At 73.8% G+C, this 24,812-nt stretch carries 19 protein-coding genes; 5 read left to right on the forward strand and 14 right to left on the reverse strand.

Features of this window, described 5'->3' with window-relative positions; translation table 11 throughout:
- Positions 1–79: 79 nt before the first annotated feature.
- From ABD976_RS23340 to ABD976_RS23355, 4 genes are all read right to left on the reverse strand, one after another.
- Positions 80–1,531 (reverse strand): glutamate synthase subunit beta, encoded by a 1,452-nt coding sequence (locus ABD976_RS23340; RefSeq protein ID WP_345366695.1) that lies wholly within the window; start codon positions 1,529–1,531, stop codon positions 80–82.
- Positions 1,524–6,089 carry a glutamate synthase large subunit gene (gene gltB / locus ABD976_RS23345; RefSeq protein WP_345366697.1) on the reverse strand — a complete coding sequence of 1,522 codons (4,566 nt, stop codon included), beginning with the start codon at positions 6,087–6,089 and terminating at the stop codon, positions 1,524–1,526. Before gltB ends, ABD976_RS23340 begins: the two co-directional genes overlap by 8 nt.
- 451 nt (positions 6,090–6,540) lie before the next feature.
- Positions 6,541–7,803: a glycosyltransferase family 87 protein gene (locus ABD976_RS23350; RefSeq protein WP_345366699.1), complete on the reverse strand. Its 1,263-nt coding sequence runs from the start codon at positions 7,801–7,803 to the stop codon at positions 6,541–6,543.
- Positions 7,804–7,979: 176 nt separating this feature from the next.
- Entirely contained in the window at positions 7,980–8,471 is a 492-nt protein-coding gene (locus ABD976_RS23355; RefSeq protein ID WP_345366701.1) for a MarR family winged helix-turn-helix transcriptional regulator, read from the reverse strand.
- A gap of 43 nt (positions 8,472–8,514) precedes the next feature.
- Between ABD976_RS23355 and ABD976_RS23360 the strand changes: the two genes are divergently transcribed.
- Positions 8,515–10,083: an FUSC family protein gene (locus tag ABD976_RS23360; RefSeq protein WP_345366703.1), complete on the forward strand. Its 1,569-nt coding sequence runs from the start codon at positions 8,515–8,517 to the stop codon at positions 10,081–10,083.
- Between the two features lie 54 nt (positions 10,084–10,137).
- Here the strand turns inward: ABD976_RS23360 and ABD976_RS23365 are convergent, their stop codons facing one another.
- The 4 genes from ABD976_RS23365 to ABD976_RS23380 form a co-directional block, all read right to left on the reverse strand.
- Entirely contained in the window at positions 10,138–10,323 is a 186-nt protein-coding gene (locus ABD976_RS23365) for a CsbD family protein (protein WP_345366705.1), read from the reverse strand.
- Positions 10,324–10,458: 135 nt separating this feature from the next.
- Positions 10,459–13,677, reverse strand: coding sequence for an acetyl-CoA carboxylase family protein (locus ABD976_RS23370; protein ID WP_345366707.1), 3,219 nt, complete (start codon positions 13,675–13,677; stop codon positions 10,459–10,461).
- A complete protein-coding gene (locus ABD976_RS23375) occupies positions 13,674–15,383 on the reverse strand; it encodes an AMP-binding protein (RefSeq protein WP_345366708.1) in 1,710 nt (569 codons plus the stop codon). Before ABD976_RS23375 ends, ABD976_RS23370 begins: the two co-directional genes overlap by 4 nt.
- 141 nt (positions 15,384–15,524) lie before the next feature.
- Entirely contained in the window at positions 15,525–15,980 is a 456-nt protein-coding gene (locus tag ABD976_RS23380; protein ID WP_345366710.1) for a cupin domain-containing protein, read from the reverse strand.
- A gap of 166 nt (positions 15,981–16,146) precedes the next feature.
- Between ABD976_RS23380 and ABD976_RS23385 the strand changes: the two genes are divergently transcribed.
- Positions 16,147–16,785, forward strand: coding sequence for a 4'-phosphopantetheinyl transferase family protein (locus tag ABD976_RS23385; RefSeq protein ID WP_345366712.1), 639 nt, complete (start codon positions 16,147–16,149; stop codon positions 16,783–16,785).
- Here the strand turns inward: ABD976_RS23385 and ABD976_RS23390 are convergent.
- Together ABD976_RS23390 and ABD976_RS23395 are read right to left on the reverse strand one after the other, a co-directional pair.
- Positions 16,766–17,380: an alpha/beta hydrolase gene (locus ABD976_RS23390; RefSeq protein WP_345366714.1), complete on the reverse strand. Its 615-nt coding sequence runs from the start codon at positions 17,378–17,380 to the stop codon at positions 16,766–16,768. The two genes, ABD976_RS23385 and ABD976_RS23390, sit on opposite strands and share 20 nt — an antisense overlap.
- Positions 17,377–18,339 carry a ring-cleaving dioxygenase gene (locus ABD976_RS23395; RefSeq protein ID WP_345366716.1) on the reverse strand — a complete coding sequence of 321 codons (963 nt, stop codon included), beginning with the start codon at positions 18,337–18,339 and terminating at the stop codon, positions 17,377–17,379. Before ABD976_RS23395 ends, ABD976_RS23390 begins: the two co-directional genes overlap by 4 nt.
- A gap of 266 nt (positions 18,340–18,605) precedes the next feature.
- On the opposite strand from ABD976_RS23395, the gene ABD976_RS23400 reads away from it, so the two are divergent.
- From ABD976_RS23400 to ABD976_RS23410, 3 genes are all read left to right on the forward strand, one after another.
- A complete protein-coding gene (locus ABD976_RS23400) occupies positions 18,606–19,064 on the forward strand; it encodes a MarR family winged helix-turn-helix transcriptional regulator (RefSeq protein WP_345366718.1) in 459 nt (152 codons plus the stop codon).
- An 88-nt stretch (positions 19,065–19,152) separates the two neighbouring features.
- On the forward strand, positions 19,153–19,950 hold the full coding sequence (locus ABD976_RS23405; RefSeq protein WP_345366720.1) for an NAD-dependent epimerase/dehydratase family protein: 798 nt from the start codon (positions 19,153–19,155) through the stop codon (positions 19,948–19,950).
- 126 nt (positions 19,951–20,076) lie between these two features.
- Complete coding sequence (locus tag ABD976_RS23410) at positions 20,077–21,285, forward strand: acetyl-CoA C-acetyltransferase (protein ID WP_345366722.1); 1,209 nt, start codon at positions 20,077–20,079, stop codon at positions 21,283–21,285.
- Between the two features lie 58 nt (positions 21,286–21,343).
- On the opposite strand, the gene ABD976_RS23415 is transcribed toward ABD976_RS23410, so the two are convergent.
- The 4 genes from ABD976_RS23415 to ABD976_RS23430 form a co-directional block, all read right to left on the reverse strand.
- Positions 21,344–22,432, reverse strand: coding sequence for a Zn-dependent alcohol dehydrogenase (locus tag ABD976_RS23415; protein WP_345366724.1), 1,089 nt, complete (start codon positions 22,430–22,432; stop codon positions 21,344–21,346).
- Positions 22,433–22,575: 143 nt separating this feature from the next.
- Positions 22,576–23,688 (reverse strand): hypothetical protein, encoded by a 1,113-nt coding sequence (locus ABD976_RS23420; protein WP_345366726.1) that lies wholly within the window; start codon positions 23,686–23,688, stop codon positions 22,576–22,578.
- Positions 23,688–24,455, reverse strand: a complete 768-nt coding sequence (locus ABD976_RS23425; protein ID WP_345366728.1) for a bestrophin-like domain — start codon at positions 24,453–24,455, stop codon at positions 23,688–23,690. Before ABD976_RS23425 ends, ABD976_RS23420 begins: the two co-directional genes overlap by 1 nt.
- A complete protein-coding gene (locus tag ABD976_RS23430) occupies positions 24,452–24,718 on the reverse strand; it encodes a helix-turn-helix domain-containing protein (protein ID WP_345366730.1) in 267 nt (88 codons plus the stop codon). Before ABD976_RS23430 ends, ABD976_RS23425 begins: the two co-directional genes overlap by 4 nt.
- Between the last annotated feature and the right edge of the window lie 94 nt (positions 24,719–24,812).

The following is a 24,812-nucleotide window of genomic DNA, read 5'->3' on the forward strand; positions in this document are numbered from 1 at the left end:
AGGGTGCCCCTCACCTGGTCACCTCGGGGCGGGGGCTCGACGTTGAGCCTTACCGCCCCGAGGCGGTTCGGGGACCGGCTCAGCTCAGCGGCCGGTCGGTGGGCTCGATCGGCGCGGGCAGCACGTCCCGCCCGGTGAGGTAGCGGTCCACGCCCGCCGCCGCGGCGCGGCCCTCCGAGATCGCCCACACGATGAGCGACTGACCGCGCCCCATGTCGCCCGCGCTGAACACGCCGTCGACCGAGGACATGAAGTCGCCGTCGCGGGCCACGTTGCCGCGCTCGTCGAGGTCCACGCCCAGCGAGTCCAGCAGGCCCTCGCGTTCCGGCCCGGTGAACCCCATCGCCAGCAGCACGAGCTGGGCGGGCAATTCCCGCGAACTGCCCTCCACGGGGACGAAACCGCCGTCCTCGCGGCGGACGTCGACGAGCTCCAGCGCGCGCACCCGGCCGGCGCCGTCGTCGAGGAACCGCTCGGTGTTGACCGAGAACAGCCGTTCCCCGCCCTCCTCGTGCGCCGAGGACACCCGGTAGATCATCGGGTAGGTCGGCCACGGGTGGGCGTCGGACCGCGTGGCGGGCGGCATCGGCATGATCTCGAGCTGGGTCACCGACTTCGCGCCCTGCCGCAGCGCGGTGCCCAGGCAGTCCGCCCCGGTGTCACCGCCGCCGATGATCACCACGTCCTTGCCCTCGGCGTGGATCGGCGCGCGGGCCAGGTCGCCCTCCTGCACCCGGTTGGACAGCGGCAGGTACTCCATCGCCTGGTGGACGCCGTCCAGCTCGCGGCCCGGCGCGGGCAGGTCGCGGGTCCTGGTCGCGCCACCGGCCAGCACCACGGCGTCGTAGTCGGCGCGGAGCCGCTCCACGGTGACGTCCACCCCGACGTTGACGCCGGTGCGGAACTCGGTGCCCTCGGCGCGCATCTGCCCGATCCGGCGGTCCAGCCGCCGCTTCTCCATCTTGAACTCGGGGATGCCGTAGCGCAGCAGCCCGCCGACGCGGTCCGCCCGCTCGTAGACCACCACGCCGTGCCCGACCCGGGTCAGCTGCTGCGCCGCGGCCAGCCCCGCCGGACCGGACCCGACCACCGCGACCTTCTTGCCGGTGCGGGTGCGCGGCAGCATCGGCCGCACCCAGCCCTCGTCCCACGCCCGGTCGATGATCTCGATCTCGACCTGCTTGATGGCCACCGGATCGGCGTTGATCCCGACCACGCACGCCGCCTCGCACGGGGCGGGGCACAACGTCCCGGTGAACTCCGGGAAGTTGTTCGTGGCGTGCAGGCGTTCGGCGGCATCGCGCCAGTCGTCCCGCCACACCAGGTCGTTCCACTCCGGGATCAGGTTGCCGAGCGGACAGCCCTGGTGGCAGAAGGGGATCCCGCAGTCCATGCACCGGCCGGCCTGCCCGCGCAGCCGGTCCTGCTCGAACTCCTGGTAGACCTCGCGCCAGTCCTTCAGCCGGAGGTCCACCGGACGGCGGCTCGGCGTCTCCCGGGGAGTCGTGATGAAGCCCTTGGGGTCAGCCATGTGCGGCCTCCATGATCGCCTCGTTGACGTCGCGCCCGTCGCGCTCGGCGGCCGACTGCGCGGCCAGCACCCGCTTGAAGTCCTTCGGCATCACCTTGCCGAAGCGCTCCACCTGGCCGTCCCAGTCCGCCAGCAGCGCGCGGGCCACCTGCGATTCGGTCTGCTCGTAGTGGCGCCGCACCCGGTCGTGCAGGAACTCGCGGTCGGAGTCGGCCAGCGGGTCCAGGTCGACCATCTCGGCGTTGACCCGCAGCGGGTCGAGGTCCAGCAGGTAGGCGACGCCGCCGGACATCCCGGCCGCGAAGTTGCGGCCGGTGCCGCCGAGCACGACGACGCGGCCGCCGGTCATGTACTCGCAGCCGTGGTCGCCGATGCCCTCGACGACGGCGATCGCGCCGGAGTTGCGCACCCCGAAGCGCTCCCCGACCACACCGCGCACGAACAGCTCACCACCGGTCGCGCCGTAGAGCAGCACGTTGCCCGCGATGATGTTCTGCTCGGCGGCGAACGGCGCGGACTGGTCCGGCCGCACCACGATCCGGCCGCCGGACAAGCCCTTGCCGACGTAGTCGTTGGCGTCCCCGAGCAACCGCAGGGTGACCCCGCGCGGCAGGAACGCGCCGAAGGACTGGCCCGCCGAACCGGTGAAGGTCACGTCGATGGTGTCGTCGGGCAGCCCTTCCGAACCCCACCGCCGGGTCACCTCGGACCCGAGCATGGTGCCGACGGTCCGGTTCACGTTGCGCACCGGGATGTCCAGCCGGACCGGGGTGCCGTCCTTGATCGCGCCCTCGCAGAGCTGGATCAGCGTGTTGTCCAGCGCCTTGTCGAGCCCGTGGTCCTGCTCGGTGGTGCGGTGCCGCGCCGCCCCGGCGGGCAGCTCGGGCACGTGCGTGACCGGCGCGAGGTCGAGGTCGCGGGTCTTCCAGTGCCGCTGGGCTTCGGAGGTGTCGAGCAGCTCGGCGTGCCCGACCGCCTCGGCCACGGAGCGGAACCCGAGCTGCGCCAGGTACTCCCGCACCTCCTGGGCGACGAACTCGAAGAAGTTCACCACGTACTCGGCCTTGCCGGAGAACTTCTCGCGGAGCTGGGGGTTCTGCGTCGCCACGCCCACCGGGCAGGTGTCGAGGTGGCAGACCCGCATCATGATGCAGCCCGAGACGACCAGCGGCGCGGTGGCGAAGCCGAATTCCTCGGCGCCCAGCAGCGCCGCCACCACCACGTCGCGGCCGGTCTTGAGCTGACCGTCGGTCTGCACCACGATCCGGTCCCGCAGCCCGTTGCTCAGCAGCGTCTGCTGCGTCTCGGCCAAGCCGAGCTCCCAGGGACCGCCGGCGTGCTTGATCGACGACAGCGGTGAGGCGCCGGTGCCGCCGTCGTGCCCGGAGATGAGCACCACGTCGGCGTGCGCCTTGGACACCCCCGCCGCCACGGTGCCCACGCCGACCTCGGAGACCAGCTTGACGTGGATCCGCGCCCGGGGGTTGGCGTTCTTCAGGTCGTGGATGAGCTGCGCGAGGTCCTCGATCGAGTAGATGTCGTGGTGCGGCGGCGGCGAGATCAGCCCGACGCCCGGCGTGGAGTGCCGGGTCTTGCCGATCCACGGGTACACCTTGTGCCCCGGGAGCTGGCCGCCCTCGCCGGGCTTGGCGCCCTGCGCCATCTTGATCTGGATGTCGTCGGCGTTGACCAGGTACTCGCTGGTCACCCCGAAGCGCCCCGACGCGACCTGCTTGATGGCCGAGCGGCGGGAATCCCCGTCCGGGTCCGGGGTGAAGCGGTCGGCGTCCTCCCCGCCCTCACCGGTGTTGGACTTGCCGCCCAGCCGGTTCATCGCGATCGCCAGCACCTCGTGCATCTCCTGGGAGATGGAGCCGTAGGAGATCGCGCCGGTGGCGAACCGCTTGACGATCTCCGAGACCGGCTCGACCTCCTCGATCGGCACCGGTTTGCGCGCGCCGTCGCGGAACCGGAACAGCCCGCGCAGCGTCAGCAGGTCCCGGGACTGGTCGTCGACCGCGCGGGTGTACTCCTTGAAGACCTCGTAGCGCCCGGTGCGGGTGGAGTGCTGGAGCTTGAACACCGTCCTGGGGTTGAACAGGTGCGGCTCGCCGTCCCGCCGCCACTGGTACTCCCCGCCGACGTGCAGGTCGCGGTGCGGCGTCCGCACCTCATCGCCCGGGTAGGCGCGGCGGTGCCGGTGCGCGACCTCCTCCGCGAGCACGTCGAACCCGACGCCGCCCAGCCGCGAGGTGGTGCCCGTGAAGCACCGCTCGACGACCTCCGCACCGAGCCCGATCGCCTCGAAGATCTGCGCGCCGGTGTAGGAGGACACCGTGGACACACCCATCTTGGACATGGTCTTGCGCACGCCCTTGCCCAGCGCCTTGATCAGGTTCGCGGTGGCCTGCTGCTCGGTGACGCCGTGCACGACCCCGCCGCGGACGAGGTCGGCCACCGTGGCCATCGCGACGTACGGGTTCACCGCGGCGGCGCCGTAGCCGATCAGCAGCGCGACGTGGTGCACCTCCCGCACGTCCCCGGCCTCGACGACCAGGCCGACCTGGGTGCGCTTCTTCTCCCGCACCAGGTGGTGGTGCACCGCTCCGGTCACCAGCAGCGACGGGATCGGCGCGCGCGCCGAGTCGGCGTCCCGGTCGGAGAGCACCAGCACGTGCGCGCCCGCGTCGACCGCCGCCGACACCTCGTCGCAGATCTCCTCCAGCCGGGCGCGCAGCGCGGCGCCCCCGCCGCCGACCCGGAACGTCGCGTCGACCACGGCGGGCCGCAGCCCGGGCCGGTCCCCGTCGTCGTCGAGGTGCACGATCTTGGCGAGCTGCTCGTTGTCCAGCACCGGGAACGGCAGCACGAGCTGGCGGCAGGCGTCCGGGTCGTGGGCGAGCAGGTTGTGCTCCGGCCCGACGTGGGTGGCCAGCGAGGTCACCAGCTCTTCCCGGATCGCGTCCAGCGGCGGGTTGGTGACCTGGGCGAACAGCTGGGTGAAGTAGTCGGAGAGCTGCCGCGGCCGCTCGGAGAACGCCGCGTGCGGCGCGTCGTTGCCCATCGACCCGATGGGCTCGGCGCCGGTGGTGGCCATGGGCGTGAGCAGGACGCCCAGCTCCTCCTGGGTGTAGCCGAAGACCTGCTGGTCGCGGGTCAGGCCCTCCGGGGTGGGCAGCTCGCGCTCCCGGTCGGGCAGGTCGGCCAGCCGGACCACGCCCTCGTCCAGCCACTGCTGGTACGGGTGCTCGGCGGCCAGCTCGGACTTGATCTCGTCGTCGTCGACGATCTTGCCCGCCTCGGTGTCGACCAGGAACATCCGGCCGGGCTGCAGGCGGCCCTTGCGCACCACCTTGTCGGCGTCGACGTCGAGCACCCCGACCTCGCTGGCCAGCACGACCAAGCCGTCCTCGGTGACCCAGTAGCGACCCGGCCGCAGGCCGTTGCGGTCCAGCACCGCGCCGATCCGGGTGCCGTCGGTGAAGGCCACCAGCGCGGGCCCGTCCCACGGCTCCATCAGGTAGTTGTGGAACTCGTAGAACGCCCGCCGCGCCGGGTCCATCTCGGCGTGGTTCTCCCACGCCTCGGGGATCATCATCAGCACCGCGTGCGGCAGCGACCGGCCGCCGAGGTGCAGCAGCTCCAGGACCTCGTCGAAGGTCGCCGAGTCGCTGGCCCCGGGCGTGGCGATCGGGTAGAGACGTCGCAGGTCACCGGGGATCAGGTCGGTGTCGAGCATGCTCTCCCGGGTCCGCATCCAGTTGCGGTTGCCCTTGAGCGTGTTGATCTCGCCGTTGTGCGCGATGAAGCGGTACGGGTGCGCCAGCGGCCACGACGGGAACGTGTTGGTGGAGAACCGCGAGTGCACCAGGCCGATCGCGCTGGCGAAGCGCTCGTCGCGCAGGTCGGGGAAGAACGCGGGCAGCTGGGCCTCGGTGAGCATCCCCTTGTAGACGATGGTGCGGGCCGACAGGCTCGGGAAGTAGACGTCGGCCTCGTGCTCGGCGCGCTTGCGCACGCAGAACGCGCGGCGCTCGAACTCCAGCGCCGATTCGCGGTGCGCGCCGTCGGCGCCGTGGCCGAGGAAGAGCTGCCGGAACGCCGGCATCACCGAGCGCGCGGTGCTGCCCGCGGCGTCGGGGTCGACCGGCACCACGCGCCAGCCCAGCAGCGACAGGCCCTCTTCGGCCACGATCCGCTCGATCGCGGCGACCGCCTCCTCGGCGGCGGCCTCGTCCGCGGGCAGGAACGCCGTCCCCGCCGCGTAGCCGCCCGCCTCGGGCAGCTCGAAGGGCACCACCGCGCGGAAGAACTCGTCCGGGACCTGGGTCAGCAGCCCGACGCCGTCACCGGTGTCGGGGTCGGCGCCCTTGGCACCGCGGTGTTCCAGGTTCCGCAAGGCGGTCAGGGCTTTGCCCACCAGGTCGTGGCTGCGCCTGCCGCGCAGGTCGGCCACGAACGCGACACCGCAGGCGTCGCGCTCCTGGGAGGGATCGTTCAGACCTCGGGGCTCGGCGCCACGCTGCGCCTGATTTCTCAACACATGAGACTGGGGCATCGGACCTCCCGTCGTCAGGCCGCCGGGCGTTTCCGCGCACGAAGCAGCGACGAACTACCCGCTAGGGGCCTTTTTGGGGGTGCTGACAAAAGGATGCGCCGTTGCACTCTCGGTCAGTTTGAGGCACTCTACATACCCAGCGACCGGAAGGCTACCGTTAAGTAGCGCGACGTTACGATCACGTGACGCGATCCCGAAGCCGCCTGATCAGGCCGTCGAAAACAGCGTGACCTCGATCGATCCGCATCCGCACGTCCGTCCACATTCGACTGCCGAAGTCCGCCGAGTGGGATGGTTCACGCAAGCTCGAACCCTTCGGGTTCGGTTCAGAGACCGCCGATCCCGTGACGCACCGCCGCGATGCGGGCACCAGCGGTGAGAAATGCACCGGAAACGAATTGCACCCGAATGCCGAATCCTGATTCGCGGCGAGGTGGGCGGAATGCCGGTTTCAGCGGGCGGCGCTCATCGGCGGGTACCGCCGCGACCGCCGCCGGGCCTCGCGCGCGGCGAAGCGGGACAGCAGCACGACCAGCAGCAGCCCGAACAGGAGGTAGGGATTGCCGATCAGGTGCTGCGCGGCGGTCCACGGCGGCCCGGCGGGCTGGTCGCGGAACGTCGCGGTGACCGCCGCGACGACGCCGAGCACGAACAGGGCCAGCCAGCCCGGACTGCGCAGCCGCAGGGCGCAGCCCAGCAGCACCAGCAGCCCCGGCACGCACCACACCCAGTGGTCCGACCACGAGGTCGGCGAGATGAGCAGCCCGAGCAGCGCGTTGGCGGTCACCGCCAGCACCGGCTCCACCCGCCGCATCGCCATCAGCACCAGCACCGCGCACACCAGGCAGCCGACCACCCACAGCGCGGTCTGCACCCCGGAGGGCAGGTCGGTGCGCGCCAGCGCCCCGGCGATGGACTGGTTGGTGTGGAACGCCGACCCGCTCACCCCGTGCGCCGGTCCGGTGCCGAACCAGTAGGAGAACGCGGCGCGGTAGTCGAGCACGAATCCCACCAGGGTCGCCCCGACGCCGGTGAGCACCGCGACCAGCATCGCCCGGAAGTCCTTGCGGACCAGGAAGAACAGCACGAAGATGGCCGGGGTCAGCTTGATCGCCGCCGCGATGCCGATCAGGGTTCCGCGCGGCCAGCGCGGGTGCCGCACCAGCGTGTCGAGCACGACCAGGCCCAGCAGCGCGATGTTGACCTGGCCGAGGCCGAAGGACGAGTGGACGGGCTCCAGGAACAGCGTCAGCGGCAGCAGGGCCATCGCCACGGCGAGGGCGCCGTGGCGCCCGACCGAGGGCCACAGATGCCGGGTGACCAGGTACAAGGCCGCGCCCAGCGCCGCCAGGTCGACCGCGTACAGCGCGAACAGGCCGACCGAGAACGGCAGCAGCGCGAACGGCAGCAGCGGCAGCAGCGCGAACGGCGGGTACACCCACGGCAGGACCCGGCCGATGCTCACGGTGGGCGCGGAGTTGACGATGTCCCCGCCGTCCAGCCAGGTGTGCACCGCCCAGCGGTAGACCTGGTAGTCGATCCCGCTGCCGCTGTGCAGGCCGGCCCTGCCCAGCAGCACCATGACGGCCAGCGACGCCAGCAGGGCGGGCACCGAGACCGCGATGATGGTCCGGGACCGCCCCACGACCACCGCGCGGAGCCGCTCCGGCAGGTCGCCGAGGTTCAGGACGGCCCGACCGCCTTCGAACTGCACCGGAGCCAACTGAATCCCTTCGTCCGCGCGGCCCGGAGGTACGGTTCACCCGTGCGTGGTCGTCCGATCACGCGGGGCCAGGGCGGGGCCGCGGTACCCGTCCCTGGAGAACCGCAAGACCTTAACGCACCGGCCGCAACGCCCTCCGGCAGCGACGCGGCCGGGTCACCGCACCGTTATCCGAGCGCCCGCTCGGCCCCGGCCAGCGCCTTGGCGAGCAGGGCGCCGAGCCGCGCCAGCTCGTCCTCGGTCAGCGCGTCGAGCACGCCGCGCTCGCGGACGACCTGCTCCGGGAACAGCCGGTCGATCAGCTCGTAGCCCTCCTCGGTGAGCCGGACGTCGACCTCCCTGCGGTCCCGGGCCGAGGTCGCCCGGCTGATCAGGCCGAGCGATTCGAGCCGGGTCAGCCGCTTGGTGGTGGCCGCGCCCGAGGACAGCGTCTCCCGGGTCAGCTCGCTGGGGCGCAACCCTCCCCCGGCCCGGCGCAGCGCGCTGAGCACCTCGAACTCCGCCCCGGAGACCCCGTCCTCGGCCAGCGCGGTCTCGTTCACCTGTTTGAGCAGCGCCGTGAGGCGCAACACCCGGCCGACCACGCCGACCGAGGAAACGTCCAGGTCGGGGCGCTGCCGCCGCCACTGGTCCTGGATCCGTCCGACCGCATCGTCCAACGGGACTCCTTTTACCGGTAAAACACCTGATAATATTTTACTCGTGAACCAACAGTCGAGCCGCTGGAGCACCGCCCTGCACCATCTCAAGCACGTGCTGCGCGCCCGCGACGCGCTGCGCGTCACCACGCCGATCGGCGGCGTCCTGGTACCCGCGTTGCGCGTCGGCGTGTCGATGGCGATCCCGATCCTGCTGCTGGTCTCGCTCGACCGGATCGACCTGGTGCCCTTCGCCGCGCTGGGCTCGTTCACCTCGCTGTACTGCCGGGTCGACACCTACTCCCGCCGGGCCTGGCTGCAACTGCTCATCGCCGTCGGCATCGTGGCCGGGGTGGCGGTCGGCGCGGTCACCTCCGCCGCCTCCGGCGGGGACATCGCCAAGGTCCTCGCGGTGGCGGCCGTGGCCACCGCCGCCAAGCTGTTCTCCGACTCGCTGGCGCTGGGCGCCCCCGGCGGGCTGATGTTCGCCTTCGCCGCCGGCGCCGCCGCGTACGTGCCGCAGCAGTGGTCCGACGTCGCCCTGCACGTCGGGGTGGCGGCCGGGTCGGCCGCCCTCTCCTACGCGCTGAGCATGGCAGGCGGGATGCTGCACCCCAGCGGGCCGCAGCGGGTCGCCACCGCCCGCGCCGCGTCCGCGGTCGCCGACCACCTGGAGCGGGGCACCCCGGCGACCCGCCACCTCGCCCACGCCGCCGTGCAGCGCGCGATGGGCACGCTCAGCAGCGGCCGCGCCACCCACGACCAGCTCCGCGGGCACCTGCTGCACGCCCGGCGGGTGCTGCACCGCCCGGAACCGGGTGCCGCCGCGGCCCTGCGCGCTCTGGCGGCGCGGGTGCGGCGCGGCCGGGTGCCGGAATCGGGGGGCCCGGCGGCGGAGACCGAGGTCCGGTCGCCGCGCCGCACCCCGTGGCAGGCCGTCCAACCGCACCTGCCCAACGCCGCCCGAATGGCGGTCGCCGCGCTGGTGTCCGGTCTGCTGGTCGCCGCGGTGCACCCCGACCACGCCTACTGGGCGGTGGTGTCGGCCAGTTCGGTGCTGCAGGCCACCAACGCCACCGGGACCTGGCACCGGGCGTTGCAGCGCATGTGCGGCACGGTGGTCGGCGGCCTGATCACCCTCGTGGTGTTCAGCTTCGACCCGGGCCCGCTGGTGATCATCGCGGTCGTGGTCCTCGCGCAGGTCGCCGCCGAGCTGGTGGTGATGTCCAACTACGCGCTGGGCCTCACCTTCGCCACCCCGATCGCGCTGTCGCTGGTCGCGCTGCGCCAGCCCGGCGAGTCCTTCGCGCTGGTGACCGAGCGGGTGGGCACCACGCTGGTGGGCGCGGCCATCGGTACCGCGGTCAGCCTGCTGCTGATCAACCGGCACATCGCGCACCGCCTGGAGCACGCCCTGCTGCGCTGCGAGCGGGCCCAGGCCGAACTCCGGTCCTGCGCTCCGGAGCGGCTCGCCCCGGCCCGGGCCGGCCTGCTGAGCTCGGTGTTCGCGCTGCGCGACGCGCACTCGCTGGCCGACGGGGAGCTGTGGCCGCGGCAGAAGCGCACCCAGGAGGTGCTGGACACCGAGCACCGCGCCTACGCGCTGCTGGCCGAATCGGTCCCGGTGCGCTGACGCGACGCGGCTCCCCGAGCGGGATGCCCGGGGAGCCGCGCGGAGGGCGGGTGGTCAGCGGTCCTTCTTGCCCGTGACCGCGTCCTTGATCTTCTCGCCGGCCTGCTTCAGGCTGCTCTTCGCCTGTTCGGCCTTGCCCTCGGCCTGCCACTGCTCGTTGCCGGTGGCGTCGCCGATCCTCTCCTTGGCCTGGCCCTTGAGCTCGTCGGCCTTGTTCTGGGCCTTGTCGTCGGTCGCCATGCGTGGACCTCCTCCACGACGTCGCGCACTGGCCGTGCGCCGGACAGGGCCGGACGGGGCCGCTGCGCGGTCCCGCTCACCCGGGGACCTACCCGAGGGCCCCCGGGGGCCAAACCCGCCGTCCGCTGTGGACGCTCACCACACGTCGGCGATCGGGTGCGCCGCCGGGTTGGTCCACCCGGAGCGCGGCACCGGTGGCAGGGCGCGCAGCAACAGCTCCCGGGTGTCGGCGGGGTCGATCACGTCGTCGATCTCCAGGTGCATCGCGGTGTTGAGCGCGCTGCCGTTCTCGTACATCGCCGCGACGAGCTCGTCGTAGCGCCGCTGGCGCCGCTCCGGGTCCTCGATGGCCGCCAGCTCCTTGCGGAACCCGAGCCGCACCGCGCCTTCCAGCCCCATCCCGCCGACCTCGCCGCTGGGCCAGGCCACGGTCAGCGCGGGCTTGACCATGCTCCCGCCCGCCATCGCCATCGCGCCCAGCCCGTAGCTCTTGCGCAGCACGACGGTGGCCATCGGCACGGTGAGGTGCGCGCCGTGCACGAACAACCGGCCGAAATGGCGCACCGCTGCGGTCTTCTCCGACTCCGGGCCGACCATGAACCCCGGCGTGTCGCACAACGAGACCACCGGCAGCCCGAACACCTCGCACGACCGCAGCAACCGCGCCACCTTGTCGGCGCCGTCGGCGTCGATCGCCCCGCCGAGCACCACCGGGTTGTTGGCGATCAGACCCATCGGCCGACCGCCGATCCGGACCAGCGCGGTGACCGCGCACCGGCCGAACCCGGGCCGCAGCTCCAGCACCGACCCGGGGTCGCAGAGCAGGTCGATCGCGGCGTGCACGTCGTAGGCGCGCTTGCGGTCCTCGGGCACCACGTGGCGCAGCAGGCGCTGGTCGGCGACCTCGGCACCGGGCAGGTCGCCCTGGAAGTAGCCGAGGTAGCGCCGGGCCACCGACACCGCCTCCGCCTCGTCGGCGACGGCCACGTCCACCACGCCGTTGGCGGTCTGCACGTCGATCGGGCCGATGTCCTCCGGGCGGTGCACGCCGAGCCCACCGCCCTCGATCATCGCCGGACCGCCCATGCCGATGGTGGCGTCCCGCGTGGCGATCACCACGTCGCAGGTGCCCAGCAGCGCGGCGTTGCCCGCGAAGCAGCGGCCCGCGGCGATGCCGACGGTGGGCACCCGTCCGCTGAGCTCGCCCAGCGCGAGGAACGACGGGGTGTTCAGGCCGCCGCCCTTGGGGACGTCCACATCACCGGGCCGACCCCCACCGCCCTCGGCGAACAGCACGACCGGATAATCGCGCTGCCGGGCGACCTCCAGCACGCGGTCGGTCTTGCGGTGGTTGTAGTAGCCCTGGGTCCCGGCCAGCACCGCGTAGTCGTAGGCGAGCACCGCGCAGGTGCTGCGCTCGGGCCCGAAGTGCTCCCCGTTGACCCGGCCGACACCGGTGACCATGCCGTCGGCGGGGGTGTTGCGGAGCAGGTCGTCGAGCTCGCGCCGGGAGCGCTGCGCCGCGACGGCGAACCGGCCGTACTCGGTGAAGCTGCCCGCATCGACGAGGTCGGCGACGTTCTCCCGGGCCGTGCGCAACCCCAGCGCGTGCCGCTTGCGCACCGCCTCGGGTCTGCTGCCGTCGGCGAGCAGCTCCGCGCGGGCCCGCAACCGGGCGAGGTCGGGCCGGACGTGGTCCGGATCGGGGGTGTCGTCGACCCGCTCGGCCACCGCCGGATCGTCGCTGCCCAGCACCAGCGCGACCGGCTGGCCGGCCTCGACGAGCTCGCCCTCCCGGTGCTCGATCCGCGCCACCCGGCCACCGCGGTCGGCCCGGACCGCGTGCTGCATCTTCATCGCCTCCAGGACCAGCAGCACCTGGCCGGGCGCCACCAGGTCGCCCTCGGCGACCTCGACGGCGACCACCGATCCGCTCAACGGGGCGGCCACCGCACCCGGTTCCCCGCTCGGCACCGGTCCCGGTGCGGCGGGCACCAGCGCGGCGAGGCGCTCGTCGGCGGTCCCGGTGCGCCAACGCCCGTCCGCGAACTCGTCGGAGCCGAGGATCGCCCGCTGCACCGCGAGATTGGTGTCCACGCCCTCGATCCGGGTTTCGCCGAGGGCCCGCAGCGCCGACCGGCGGGCGGCGGCGAACCCGGTCGGCTCGTGCACCACGACCTTGGCCAGCAGCGAGTCGAACCCGGGGTGCGTGCGGTGCCCCGCGCGGGCGGCCGCCTCGACCCGGATGCCGCGCCCGGTCGGCAGGTCGAACCGGGTGAGCGCACCGGAACGCGGCAGGACCTCGCCGTCGGCGGTCATGGTCTCGGCGTTGACCCGGACCTGCACCGCGCTGCCCCGGGGTTCCGGCACCCGCTCCTGGGCCAGTCCGACCGCCGCGAGGTCGGCGCCCGCGGCCAGTTCGAGCTGGGTGCGCACCAGGTCCAGCCCGAGCACCTCCTCGGTGACGGTGTGCTCGACCTGCAACCGCGGGTTGACCTCCAGGAAGAAGAACTCCTCGGCGGTGACGAGGAATTCCGCGGTGGCCAGGCCCCGGTAGCCGGACCCGCCGAGCAGCCGGGTCGCCGCCGCCAGCACCCGCCGCCGCACCTCGGGGTCCAGCCCCTCGGCGGGGGCCACCTCGATCAGCTTCTGGTGCCTGCGCTGGACGCTGCAATCCCGGTCCCACAGGTGCGCCACCTCGCGGCCGTCGCCGACGAGCTGCACCTCGACGTGCCTGGCGCCGGTGAGCAGCCGCTCGACGTAGAGCTCCCCGGAACCGAAGGCGGCCCGCGCCTCGGCGCCGCAGGCGCGGAACGCCGCGGCCAGCTCGTCGGCGTCGTCGACCACCCGCATCCCGCGACCGCCGCCACCCGCCACCGCCTTGATCAGCACCGCGGCCGGTGCGACGGCGTCGAGGAAGGCGCGCGCGTCCCGCTCGGTGGCCGCGGCGGTGCCGGGCAGCACCGGCACGTCGAGCTCGGCGGCCAAGGCGCGCGCCTTCGCCTTGTCGCCGAACAGCTCCAGCAGGTCCGGTGCCGGTCCGACGAAGGTCAGCCCGGCGCGCGCGCAGGCGTCGGCGAGCGCGGCGCTCTCGGAGAGGAACCCGTAGCCCGGGTGGACCGCGTCCGCACCGGCCCGGCGGGCGGCGTCGACGACCGCCGCCACGTCGAGGTAGCCGGCCGCACCGGTGCCGGGCAGCGCCACCACCTCGTCGCAGCCGTCCAGGTGCGGGGCGTCGGCGTCGTCGGCGGTGTGCACGCCGATCGAGCGGATCTCCAGGAGCTCGGCGGCCCGGCACACCCGGCGGGCGATCTCGCCCCGGTTGGCGACCAGCAGTCGACGCGGCGGCCTCACGCGTCCTCCTCGACGAGTCGGCGGGCGCGGTCGAGCAGGTCGCCCTTCTTGACCTTCCCGGTGGCGGTCATCGGCAGTTCGGCGACGATCTCGAACCTCGGCACCTTGTAGCGGGCCATGTTCGATTCCGCCCAACCGCGCAGCGCCGCCGCGTCCGGCTCCGCTCCCGGGACCGGCACGACGAAGGCGAGCGGCCGCTGCCCCGTCGCCGGATCGGGCACCGGCACCACCGCCGCGCCGAGCACGTCGGGGTGCCGGGCGAGCAGCGCCTCCACCTCCGCGGGGAACACGCTCATCCCGTTCACCTTGATCATCTCCTTGTCCCGGCCCAGGTAGTGCAGGCAGCCGTCCTCGTCGACCAGCCCGATGTCGCCGGTGCGCAGCCAGCCGTCGCGCAGCACTTCGGCGTCGGCGTCCGGGCGGCGCCAGTAGCCGGTCAGCAGCGACGGGGTGCGGATGACGATCGCGCCGCGCTCGCCCAGCGGCAGCGGTGCGCCGTCCTCCGGGTCGACCACCGCGAATTCCGTGCCCGGCACCGGAAGACCGCAGAACACCGGCTCCGAGCGCAGATCCCGATCGTCGTCGGCGAACCCGTAGGTGAAGGTGTCGGCGGTGTGCGTCTCGGTCATCCCGTAGGAGGCCTCGCGCAGCACGCTGTGCGCCCCGACCCGGTCCGACCACCGCCGACGCAGCTGCGGGGTCAGCTTGCGCACGAACGACATCGAGCGCGGGTTGTCCACGCTGGACAGATCCCGGGTGGCGAACTCCGGGTGCTCCATCAGCTCGACGTAGTTGTCCACCGTGCCCACGACGTCGGTCACCCGGTAGCGCTCGACGGCGCGCAGCACCGCGGTGGCGTCCCAGCGGTTGAGCAGCACCACCGTGGCGCCGTGCACGATCGGCACCAGGATGCCGAAGTCCTCCCCGGCGATCCAGAACACCGGCACGTAGCCGAGGTAGACGTCGGGGCCGTCACCGCGCCGCGGCGGACGCGCGGCGCGCGCGGTCACGGCGGTGTAGAGCATGTGCCGCTGGGTGTGCTCGCAGCCCTTGGGCATCCCGGTGGTGCCGCCGGTGTAGTTCAGCGCGGCCAGGGCGTCGAGGTCGGCGTCGCGGTGCGGTGCCCGCGGCGAGGCGGACACCCGGGACCACTGCCCGCCGGGCGGAGCCCGGTCCAGCGCGGGCGGGACCGGGATCGCCGGATCGGCCGGGACCAGGTCGGCCGGGGAGGTGGCCAGCACCTCGCGCAGCGGGGTGTCGGCGCGGACCTGCTCCACGAGCGGGAGCAGCTCGGTCGCCGCGACCAGCACCTCGACCCCGGCGTCGCGGAGTTCGTGGCGCAGTTCGTGCTGCTGGAACATCGGGTTGACCGGCACGTGCACCGCGCCCGCGCGCAGGATGCCGAGCATCGCGACGGTGAACTGGGGGCAGTTCGGCAGCAGCACGCCCACCCGGTCGCCGGGGCGGACCCCGACGCCGAGCAGCCAGCCGGCGAACCGGTCGACCGCCTCGTCGAGCTCCGCGTAGGTGATCTCGGTGCCGTAGAAGACGATCGCCGGGTGCGCCGGGCGCTCCCGGGCCCAGTGCTGCAGGTGGTCGGTCACCGCGATCTCGCCGAGGGGGTGGACCACCTCCCGCGCGATGCCCTCCGGCCAGCTCCGGCGTTGCCGTTCTCGCAGGTCGTCGAGGTAGCGCTCCACGTCCATGCCGGTCTCCTCCCGCCCGCGCCGCTGCGGCATACCGACCAGTCGGTCGCACGGCACCAGCGTTGTTCCGCCGGGGCGGCGTGTCAACACACGGATGGCCCAGTCCGCGTCGATCGGCCCAGTCCGCGGCGATCGGGGGGCTCAGGGCTCCAGCGGGTAGAGCCCGGGCAGGTTCACCACGATGGCCTCCTGGGTGCTGCGGGCGATCACCACCACGGCCTGCTCGTCCGGATCCGGGTTCTCCTCCCGGTGCGGGACGAACGGCGGCACGAAGACGTAGTCGCCGGGCCCGGTGCGGAGCCGGACCTCCTCGGTGCCGTCGTGGAAGACGAACTCGGGACGGCCGCTGACCACGTGGATCGCCGTCTCCGACTCGCCGTGGTGGTGGTCGTCCGAGGCGGTCGCGGGCGCCACCCGGGTCTCGCCCATCCAGATCCGCTCCGCCCCGACGAGGTCACCGCTGATCGCGGCCAGCCGCCGCATCCCCCCGGTCTGCGCGGTGCCGGTGTCCAGGTCGGCGGCGCGCACGTGGTGCAGCCGGGAGCGCAGCGGTGCCGCTCCCGCCGCCGGGAAGTCCGGGTGGAACGCGTCGGCCATGGCATCCTCCTCGTGTGGTCCGCACCGCACCGGTAGCACACCGGCGGGGCGCACCGGAAGTCCCGGCGAACCCGGCGCTCGTGCGGAACGGCCCTCCGGGGTGGTGCGCCGCGCTCGCGGGCTACCGTGGGGCCGTGCTCCTCCCCGACCGCCGCGCGGGTGCCGCGTGATCGAACGGATCCTGCCGCCCGAGGTCCGGGTCGCCGAGGCGCGCGAGGACCCGCCGGACGTGGCGCTGTTCCCGGCCGAGGAAGCGCTGATCCGCCGCGCCGTGGACAAGCGCAGGCGGGAGTTCGGCACCGGGCGGTGGTGCGCCCGCCGCGCGCTGCGCGAGCTCGGCGTCGCCGACGCGCCGCTGCTGCGCGACGAGCGCGGGGCACCGCGCTGGCCGGACGGCGTGCTGGGCAGCATCACGCACTGCGACGGGTACCGCGCCGCGGCGGTGGTCCGCGCCGGGCGCTGGCGGGCGCTGGGGATCGACGCCGAGCCGGACTCCCCGCTGCCCGGGGGCGTCGGCGAGGTGATCGCACTGCCGGAGGAGCGCCGCGCGCTCGCCGCGCTGGGCACCGACCTGCCGTGGGACCGGATCCTGTTCAGCGCCAAGGAATCGGTCTACAAGGCGTGGTACCCGCTGACCCGCGCCTGGCTGGAGTTCGAGCAGGCGCGGGTCGAGCTCGACCCGGCGGGCACCTTCCGGGCCGAGCTGCTCGTCCCGCCCCCGCTGGTCGACGGCGAGCCGCTGACCGGGTTCAGCGGCCGCTGGCACCGCGAAGGCGGCGTCGTGGTCACCGCGGTGGTGCGCTGATCCACCGCTTCGCCAGGTCGATGGCCTCGAAGGTGATCTGGTGGCCGCCCTCGTGCCAGTGCTCGGTGACCTCGGCGCCGCGACCGCGCAGCACCGCGACCAGGTCGCGGGCCGCCACCATCGGGGCCATCGGATCGCGCTGGCCGCCGGAGAGCAGCACCCGGCTGCCGGACAGGTCCCGCTGCGGGGACTCCGGCAGCGGCAGCATCGCGGAGAACAGCACCGCCTCGTCGAGCACTTCGGGCCGCAGCAGGGCCAGGGCCGCCGCGATGTTGGCGCCGTTGGAGAAGCCGACCGCCACCACGCGGCGGTCGGCGACGCCGTGCTCCTCCCGCGCGGCGGTGACGAACTCCGCGAGCTGACCGGTGCGGGCGACCACGTCCTCGTGGTCGAAGACGCCCTCGGCGAGCCGGCGGAACCAGCGCGCGGCGCCGTTCTCCGACACCGGCCCCAGCGGGGCCAGCAGCGGCGAACCGGGGCTGATCTCGCGCGCGAGGCGGACCAGGTCGCCGGGGCCGCCGCCGGTGCCGTGCAGCAGGAGCAGCAGCGGGGCGTCCGGGACGCCGTCGTGGAATTCGTGGGTGAGCCCGCTCATCCTCGCTCCAGGTCGTTCTCGCTCGGCAGGTCCAGCGTGGGCAGCAGGTTTTCGATCTGCTCCCGGTTCGGCTCCAGCCACGGCGGGAGCTTGAGCGCGCGGCCCAGCTCCAGCAGCGGCTCGTCGGCGGTGAACCCGGGCTCGTCGGTGGCGATCTCCAGCAGCGTGCCGCCCGGCTCCCGGAAGTAGATCGACCGGAAGTACTGGCGGTCCAGCACGGAGGTGACCTCCACGCCGTCGTCGACGAGCTCGGCGCGCCAGCGCCGCTGGGTCTCCTCGTCCGGTGCCCGCCAGGCGACGTGGTGCACGGTCCCCGCGGCGACCAGTCCGCGCGGCGCGTCCGGGGACACCTGGACGTCGACGAACGCACCGGGCCCGCCGTCCCCGGCGGCGAAGCGCAGCCGGTCGCCCTCCTCGGCGACCAGCCGCAGCCCGAGGTCGCCGAGCATCCCCGCGGTGGCCTCGTCCCGGTGCACCGAGAGGGTCACCGAGTGCAGGCCGCGGATCGCGTGCTCGGCCGGGACGTGCCCGTTGTCCCACGGCGCCCGCGGGTCGCCCTGCGGGTGCGCGACCAGCGCTAGCGCGAGGCCGTCGGGATCGCGGAAGCCCAGCGCCTCTTCGCCGTCGCGAGCGGCGACCTCGCCCACCTCGACGCCCAGCCCGGTCAGGTGCTGCTTCCACCAGCCCAGCGAGTTCGCCGGCACCGACAGCGACGTGGTGGTCGCCTGCCCCGCGCCGCGGCGTCCGCTCGGCGCGTCCCGCCACGGGAAGAAGGTGATCAGCGAACCGGGCGCGCCCGCCTCGTCGCCGTAGTACAGGTGGTAGGTGCCGGGGTCGTCGAAGTTGACGGTCGTCTTCACCAGCCGCAGGCCCAGCGCCCGCAGGTAGAAGTCGACGTTGCGCTGCGGGTCGCCCGCGATCGCGGTGACGTGGTGCAGCCCGCTCGTGGCGATGGTCATGGTGGACTCCTGCGATCGGTCGTCGCGGGCGCGCGGCCGGCCCCTCGTCGGTCGCGCACCCGGATCGGGTCGCGGCGCGGTCGGCGTTCAGTGTCGCCGCGATGACGACGAGCCGCTCGGCCCGCACCGCGGGCGAGGTGGGTCCCACCCGCCGCGCCCAATCACTTTCTAGAAAGAGATTACCCAGAATTTATCTTCCATGCAAGAGTTTCGCGCGGGAGCTGTTAGACTCCGGGGACGCACGAGACGCGGCGGAGGGAGCAACCGTGGGTGAGCCGGACGCGCGGACCGATGACGACGAGATCGTCACCTGGTGGGGTCTGGTGATCGAGGGTTACCACGTCACCCAGGACCGGCTGATGCGGGAGATCGACGCGCAGTTCGGGCTGGCCCCGGCCTCCTTCGACATCCTGATCCGACTCGTGCGCACCCCCGAGCAGCGGATGCCGATGACCCGGCTGGCCCGCGAAGCGGCGTTGAGCAGCGGCGGCTTCACCAAGGTCGCCGACCGGTTGGCCACCGCCGGGCTGATCCGCCGCGAACCCTGCGAGACCGACCGCCGCGTCACCTACGCGGTGCTCACCGAGCGCGGCCGGGAGCGGGCCGAGGACGCGCGGCGGCTCTGCGCCCGGGTGCTGCGCGAGAGCGTGCTGGACCCGCTCGGCGAGGACCGGGCGGCGGCGCTGGCCGACGCCATGCGCACCCTGCGCGGCGCCAACGGCTGATCGGTGTCCCGACTGGACGTTGCGACCCACCGGTGATCGGATGGTGCCCGGTCGGCGCGCGCCACTCCGCCGACCGGAGAGGACGACGATGGCGACCGAACGGATCCTGATCACCGGTGCCTCGGGCACCATCGGCCGGATGCTGCGCGAGAGGTTGCGCGCGCCCGGCCGGACGCTGCGGCTGCTGGACCAGGTCGCGCCGCCGGAGGGCGGGCCCGGCGAGGACGTCGAGCCGATGGCCGGCTCGGTGACCGACACCGCGCTGCTGGCCGAGGCCTGCCGGGACGTCGACGCGGTGCTGCACCTGGCCGCGCTGCCGGTGGAGAACACGTGGGAACGGATCCTCGCGGTCAACGTGGACGGCACCCGCGCCCTGCTGGAGGCCGCGCGCGGCGCGGGCGTGCCGCGGGTGGTGCTGGCCTCCAGCAACCACGCCGCCGGGTTCCACCCCGCGACCGGGACCGACCTGCCCGCCGAGGCCGCGCCGCGCCCGGACACCTACTACGGGTTCAGCAAGGCGGCCACCGAGGCGCTGGGCAGCCTCTACCACTCCCGGTACGGGATGGACGTGCTCTGCCTGCGCATCGGGGCCTACGGCGACCGGCCGGACGACGAGCGCGGCCTGTCGATCTGGCTGTCCCCCGAGGACGGCGGGCGGCTGTTCGAGGCGTGCCTGAGCACGCCCTCCCCCGGGTTCCGGGTCGTCTGGGGCGTCTCGGCGAACACCCGGCGCCTGGTCTCCCGGGCCGAGGGCGAGGCGATCGGCTACCACCCGCGCGACGACGCCGAGGTCTTCGCCGACCAGGTGCGGTCCTTCCCGCCCGGCACCGAGCGGGACTTCCTCGGCGGGACGTTCACGACCGCACCCCTGGGCGAACCGATGTGATCGGCGAACCGATGTGATCCGGCTGGCTCCGGGGTTCCCGCCCGAGCCGCCGGGCACGATCATCAGGTCCCGCGCCGACAGCGCCGCGCTGCCGACGAGGCCCACGCACGAAGCTGGAGGAACGACATGCGCGAAGCGGTCATCTGCGAACCGCTGCGGACCCCGATCGGCCGGTTCGGCGGGGTGTTCACGACGGTGCCCGCCGCCGAACTGGCCACCACCGCGATCCGGGCGCTGCTGGAGCGCACCGGGCTGCCCGGCGACGCGATCGATGAGGTGATCCTCGGGCACTGCTACCCCACCAGCGACGCCCCCGCGATCGGCCGGGTGGCGGCGCTGGACGCCGGGCTGCCCGTCGAGGTCGGCGGAACCCAGGTGGACCGGCGGTGCGGCTCCGGGTTGCAGGCGGTGCTCGACGCCGCGATGCAGGTGCAGACCGGGGTCGGCGACGTGCTGCTGGCAGGCGGCGTGGAGAGCATGAGCACCGCGCCGCTCTACACCACCGAGGCGCGGTGGGGCGTGCGCGGCGGCGGTCTGGAGCTGCACGACTCGCTGGGGCGCGGCCGGGTGACCGCGGGCGGCGAGAACCACCCGGTGCCGGGCGGCATGATCGAGACCGCCGAGAACCTGCGGCGCGAGTACGGCATCCCCCGCGCTGAGCAGGACGAGCTCGCCGCGCGTTCCCAGCAGCGGGCGGCGGCGGCCATCGCCGACGGCCGCTTCGACGACGAGATCGTGCCGGTGGCGGTGCGCTCGCGCAAGGGCGAGACCGTGATCGACGCCGACGAGCACCCGCGCCCGGACACCACCGCGGAGTCGCTGGCGGCGCTGCGGCCGATCATGGGCGGGCAGGACCCGGAGGCCACCGTCACGGCGGGCAACGCCAGCGGGCAGAACGACGCCGCCGCGGTCTGCGTGGTGACCACGCCGGAGCGGGCCGCGGAGCTGGGCCTGCGCCCGCTGGTCCGGCTGGTGTCCTGGGCCCGGGCCGGGGTCGCGCCGCGCACGATGGGCATCGGCCCGGTGCCCGCCACCGCGACCGCGTTGCGGCGCGCCGGACTCGAACTGTCCGATGTGGACCTGATCGAGCTGAACGAGGCGTTCGCCGCGCAGGTGCTCGCCTGCACCCGGGAATGGCGGCTCGCCGAAGCCGACTTCGACCGGCTCAACGTCAACGGCTCCGGCATCTCGTTGGGGCACCCGCTGGGCGCCACCGGCGGCCGCATCCTGGCCACCCTCGCGCGCGAGATGCACCGCCGCGACGCGCGGTACGGCCTGGAGACGATGTGCATCGGCGGCGGGCAGGGCCTGGCGGCGGTGTTCGAGCGGGTCTGAGCCGCCGGTCGCGCTCCGGGTCCGCGGTGCGGGTGCGCCGCGGACCCGGAGCGCCCGGTCAGTCGAAGAGCACGATCTGCCGGGCGACCTCACCGAGCTTGAGCTCGTCGTAGGCCTCGTTGATGCCCTCGAGCCCGATCGTACCGCTCACCATCGAATCCAGGTCCAGCTTGCCCGCCAGGTACATGTCGACGTAGCGCGGCATGTCCACCCGGAACCGGTTCGAGCCCATCGTCGAACCCTGGATCCGCTTCTCCTGCAACAACGACGGCCCGTCGATCTCCACCTTCTCCCCCACCGGGATCATCCCGATGATGGTGGCGGTACCGCCCGGCCGCAGCATGTCGAAGCACTGCTGCGCGGCGCTGGCCACGCCGACCGCCTCGAAGGAGTGCTCCACGCCGCCCGCGGTGAGTTCGCGCACCGCCGCCACGGCGTCCACCTCGGCGGCGTTGATCACGTCGGTGGCGCCGAACCGCCGCGCCAGGTCGAGCTTGCTCGCCACCCGGTCGATCGCGATCACCCGGCCGGCACCCGCGATCACCGCGCCCTGCAGCGCGGAGAGCCCGATGCCGCCGCACCCGACCACGGCCACCGTCTCGCCCGGCCGCACCCCGGCGGTGTTGATCACCGCACCGGCACCGGTGGTGACCCCGCACCCGATGAGCGCGGCCTTGTCCAGCGGCATGTCCTCCCGGATCTTCACCGCGCCGTGCTGGTGGACCAGCATGTACTCGGCGAAGCTGGAGGTGAAGAGGAACTGGTGCACCGGCTGCCCGTCCCGGCTCAGCCGCGGCGGCGCGGACGCGGGACGCAGCACGCCTTCCTTCGAGCAGAGCTGCGGACGTCCGCTCAGGCAGTAGTCGCACCGCCCGCAGAACACCGACAGGCAGGTGATGACGTGGTCGCCGGGGGCGAACCCGGTGACCCGGTCGCCGACCGCCTCCACCACCCCGGCCGATTCGTGCCCGAGCACGACGGGCAGCGGGTACGGGTACTTGCCCTCCATGAAGTGCAGGTCGGAGTGGCACACCCCGGCCGCCACCGTGCGGACGAGGATTTCATCGGGAGCCGGGGAATCGACGTCGATCTCGCCGATCACGAGCGGTCCGGGGGCGGATTCCAACACTGCGGCCTTGCACTGCATGGCGGTCACTCCTGGTGCGGGAGGGCGGTGGACCGGGGTCGGCGCGAAGATGATCTCGTTTCCCCCTTCTAGCCCGGTTCGACCCGCCCTGTCAACACGCTGCCCGCCCGCCGGATCCGTTGCGGGAGCGGGGATCCGCGGCGTTACCGGAGCACCGCCCGCGCGGCGATCCCGCCGCCGACGACGAGCAGCAGCGCGGCCAGCGCCCAGCGCCGCCCGTCCCGGACGTCGTCCTGCGCCGCGCCCGCGTCGTCCTCGGCCAGCAGCGGGACCGGCGGCGGTGGGGACCGCCGCACCGGTGGTTCCGGCGGGGGCGGCGGAGCGGTCGGCACGGCGGGTTCCGGCCGGACCGGGGGCGCGGGCCGCGGCGGCACGGGTGACGCGCTCTCCGGCGGCGGTTCCGGCGCGGGCGGCCCCGGCGTCGGCGGAGGTCCGGGAGGCGAAGGTTCAGGCGTCGGCGGTGGTTCCGGCGGCGGGGGCGGTGGACCGGGCGCGCTCGGCAGGCAGCCCGCGGCGTCGGAGTGCAGCACCCCCGCGCGGGCGGCCAGCCGCGTCGTCGTGCCGTCCGGGGCGATCCGGTGCAGCGCGGCGCGTCCCGCGCGGTGCACCACCACGTACAGCGAGCGGTCCGGGCCGATCACCAGCGCGCCGTAGTCGCCGCGGGCGAGCTCGTCGAGCCGGGCGCGGACCGACACCGCGCCGTCGTCGGCCAAGCGCACCAACGCGGTCCCCGAACCGGTGCGGGCGACGCCGAGCAGGGCCCCGTCGACCGGGTCCACGGCCAGGTCGTGCAGCCCGCCGACGGCGGGCCGGAGCCGGTGCGAGGCGACCACGTGCAGGTACCGCGGCGATGCGGGATCGACGTCCACCACGTGCAGCGCGCCGCGCCCCACCAGGTACCAGCGGTCGCCGCGGATCGCGCCCCCGGTGGGCACGAACGGCGGAGCCGACCGCAGCACACCGAGTTCCTCGGCGGAGCCGTCCGGCCGCCAGGCGACCACCCGGCGGCCCGGCGCGAGGGCGTACACCCGGTCCTGCGCCGCGGCGTGCCCGAGCGCGGTCCAGCGCCGCGGGGACACCCGCACTACCGCGCCGTCCCCCGCGGGCAGCTCCACCCGGGCCAGCACCGTGGCGGTCGGCGTGCCGATCGCGAACACCGCGGTGCACGGCGGTTGCGCCCGCGCGGCACCCGGCAGGGCGCAGGTGGGCACGAGCACGGCGACGACCAGCGCGGCGCGGCCCAGCCGCCGGGGCATCAGGAGCGCCCGAGCCGGTCCAGCGCCCAGCGGAAGGCGTCCGGGTCGATGCTCGACCCCCCGCTGAACGGGTTCTGGAGCTGGTGGATGGCGAACAGCATCAACGCCAGCGCACCGGCCAACGTGGACACCAGGAGCACGTGCGGCCCCAGCCGGGTACCGCCGAAGAGGTTGGGCAGCACGACGCACACCACGCTGCCGAGGATGAGCACGAACCACACCACGGCCACCACGCCTTCGTCGAAGGCGCGGGTCAGCCGCTCCTGCCGCTCCTGGTAGACCTGCCCGAGCTGGTCGGCCGCCTCGGTCTTGCGGCCGTCCTGCCAGTCGCCCTGCGAGCCGGCCGCCAGGACGGTGGCGCGGATCCGGTCGAGCTGCGCCCAACCCGGGCCGGTCACCTCCCCGCCGATCCGCATCACCGGCCACTCCTGGTCGATCACGGTGCGGGCGTACCGGGCGCTGAGGTCCCGCACCTGCTGCCCGGCGCCCGGTTCCAGGGCGTCCACCGCCCACGCGACCGAGACCAGCGCCTGCGCCTCCCGGTACGTCCCGTCGCGGGCGTCGGAGACCGCGTCGAACAACTTCACCAGCACGAAGGCCAGCACCACCGCGTGCAGGCCGTTGACGATGGTGAACACCTGGCCGGCCGCGTCGTTGTTGCTGCTGCGCCCCTCGTCCTGCCCGATCCGGCGCACCAGGTAGCCGACCGCCCCGGCGATCAGGGCCGCGCCGAACACCCACAGGGCGCCGACGAGGTAGGTGCTCATCCCGACCCTCCCGCGCCGCCTTCCTCGAACGCGGGCACCGCGCCGCCCGGCGGCTCCGGGATGAGCAGCTCGCCGATCTCGCAGCCGAGCACGGCGCAGATCACGTCGAGGTCGTCGAGCTTGATGCTGGCCGGGGTCTTGGCCCACAACCCGGACATCTTGCCCGCCGAGATCACCAGCCCGCCGCGGGCGAGCCGGTGCTGCAGATCGGTCGCCTTCCAGATGCCCCGCTGCGCGGCCGCCAGCCGGAGGTTCCACCTCACCGCGGCCACCCCCCGCCGGCCGCCGGACCGCTCCGTTCGCGGCCCGCGCACCGCACTCCCCTGCGGACAGACAACTCGACCACCTCGTTGCGCC

It is taken from the genome of Saccharopolyspora cebuensis, assembly GCF_039542665.1.
Classification (GTDB): domain Bacteria; phylum Actinomycetota; class Actinomycetes; order Mycobacteriales; family Pseudonocardiaceae; genus Saccharopolyspora; species Saccharopolyspora cebuensis.

Excerpts from the sequence above, each read along its gene's own strand:
- ABD976_RS23340 (WP_345366695.1), bottom strand. The coding sequence starts at position 1,531 with ATGGCTGACCCCAAGGGCTTCATCACGACTCCCCGGGAGACGCCGAGC.
- gltB (WP_345366697.1), bottom strand. The coding sequence starts at position 6,089 with ATGCCCCAGTCTCATGTGTTGAGAAATCAGGCGCAGCGTGGCGCCGAG.
- ABD976_RS23365 (WP_345366705.1), bottom strand. The coding sequence starts at position 10,323 with ATGGCGACCGACGACAAGGCCCAGAACAAGGCCGACGAGCTCAAGGGC.
- ABD976_RS23375 (WP_345366708.1), bottom strand. The coding sequence starts at position 15,383 with ATGGACGTGGAGCGCTACCTCGACGACCTGCGAGAACGGCAACGCCGG.
- ABD976_RS23380 (WP_345366710.1), bottom strand. The coding sequence starts at position 15,980 with ATGGCCGACGCGTTCCACCCGGACTTCCCGGCGGCGGGAGCGGCACCG.
- ABD976_RS23390 (WP_345366714.1), bottom strand. The coding sequence starts at position 17,380 with ATGAGCGGGCTCACCCACGAATTCCACGACGGCGTCCCGGACGCCCCG.
- ABD976_RS23395 (WP_345366716.1), bottom strand. The coding sequence starts at position 18,339 with ATGACCATCGCCACGAGCGGGCTGCACCACGTCACCGCGATCGCGGGC.
- ABD976_RS23405 (WP_345366720.1), top strand. The coding sequence starts at position 19,153 with ATGGCGACCGAACGGATCCTGATCACCGGTGCCTCGGGCACCATCGGC.
- ABD976_RS23410 (WP_345366722.1), top strand. The coding sequence starts at position 20,077 with ATGCGCGAAGCGGTCATCTGCGAACCGCTGCGGACCCCGATCGGCCGG.
- ABD976_RS23415 (WP_345366724.1), bottom strand. The coding sequence starts at position 22,432 with ATGCAGTGCAAGGCCGCAGTGTTGGAATCCGCCCCCGGACCGCTCGTG.
- ABD976_RS23420 (WP_345366726.1), bottom strand. The coding sequence starts at position 23,688 with ATGCCCCGGCGGCTGGGCCGCGCCGCGCTGGTCGTCGCCGTGCTCGTG.
- ABD976_RS23425 (WP_345366728.1), bottom strand. The coding sequence starts at position 24,455 with ATGAGCACCTACCTCGTCGGCGCCCTGTGGGTGTTCGGCGCGGCCCTG.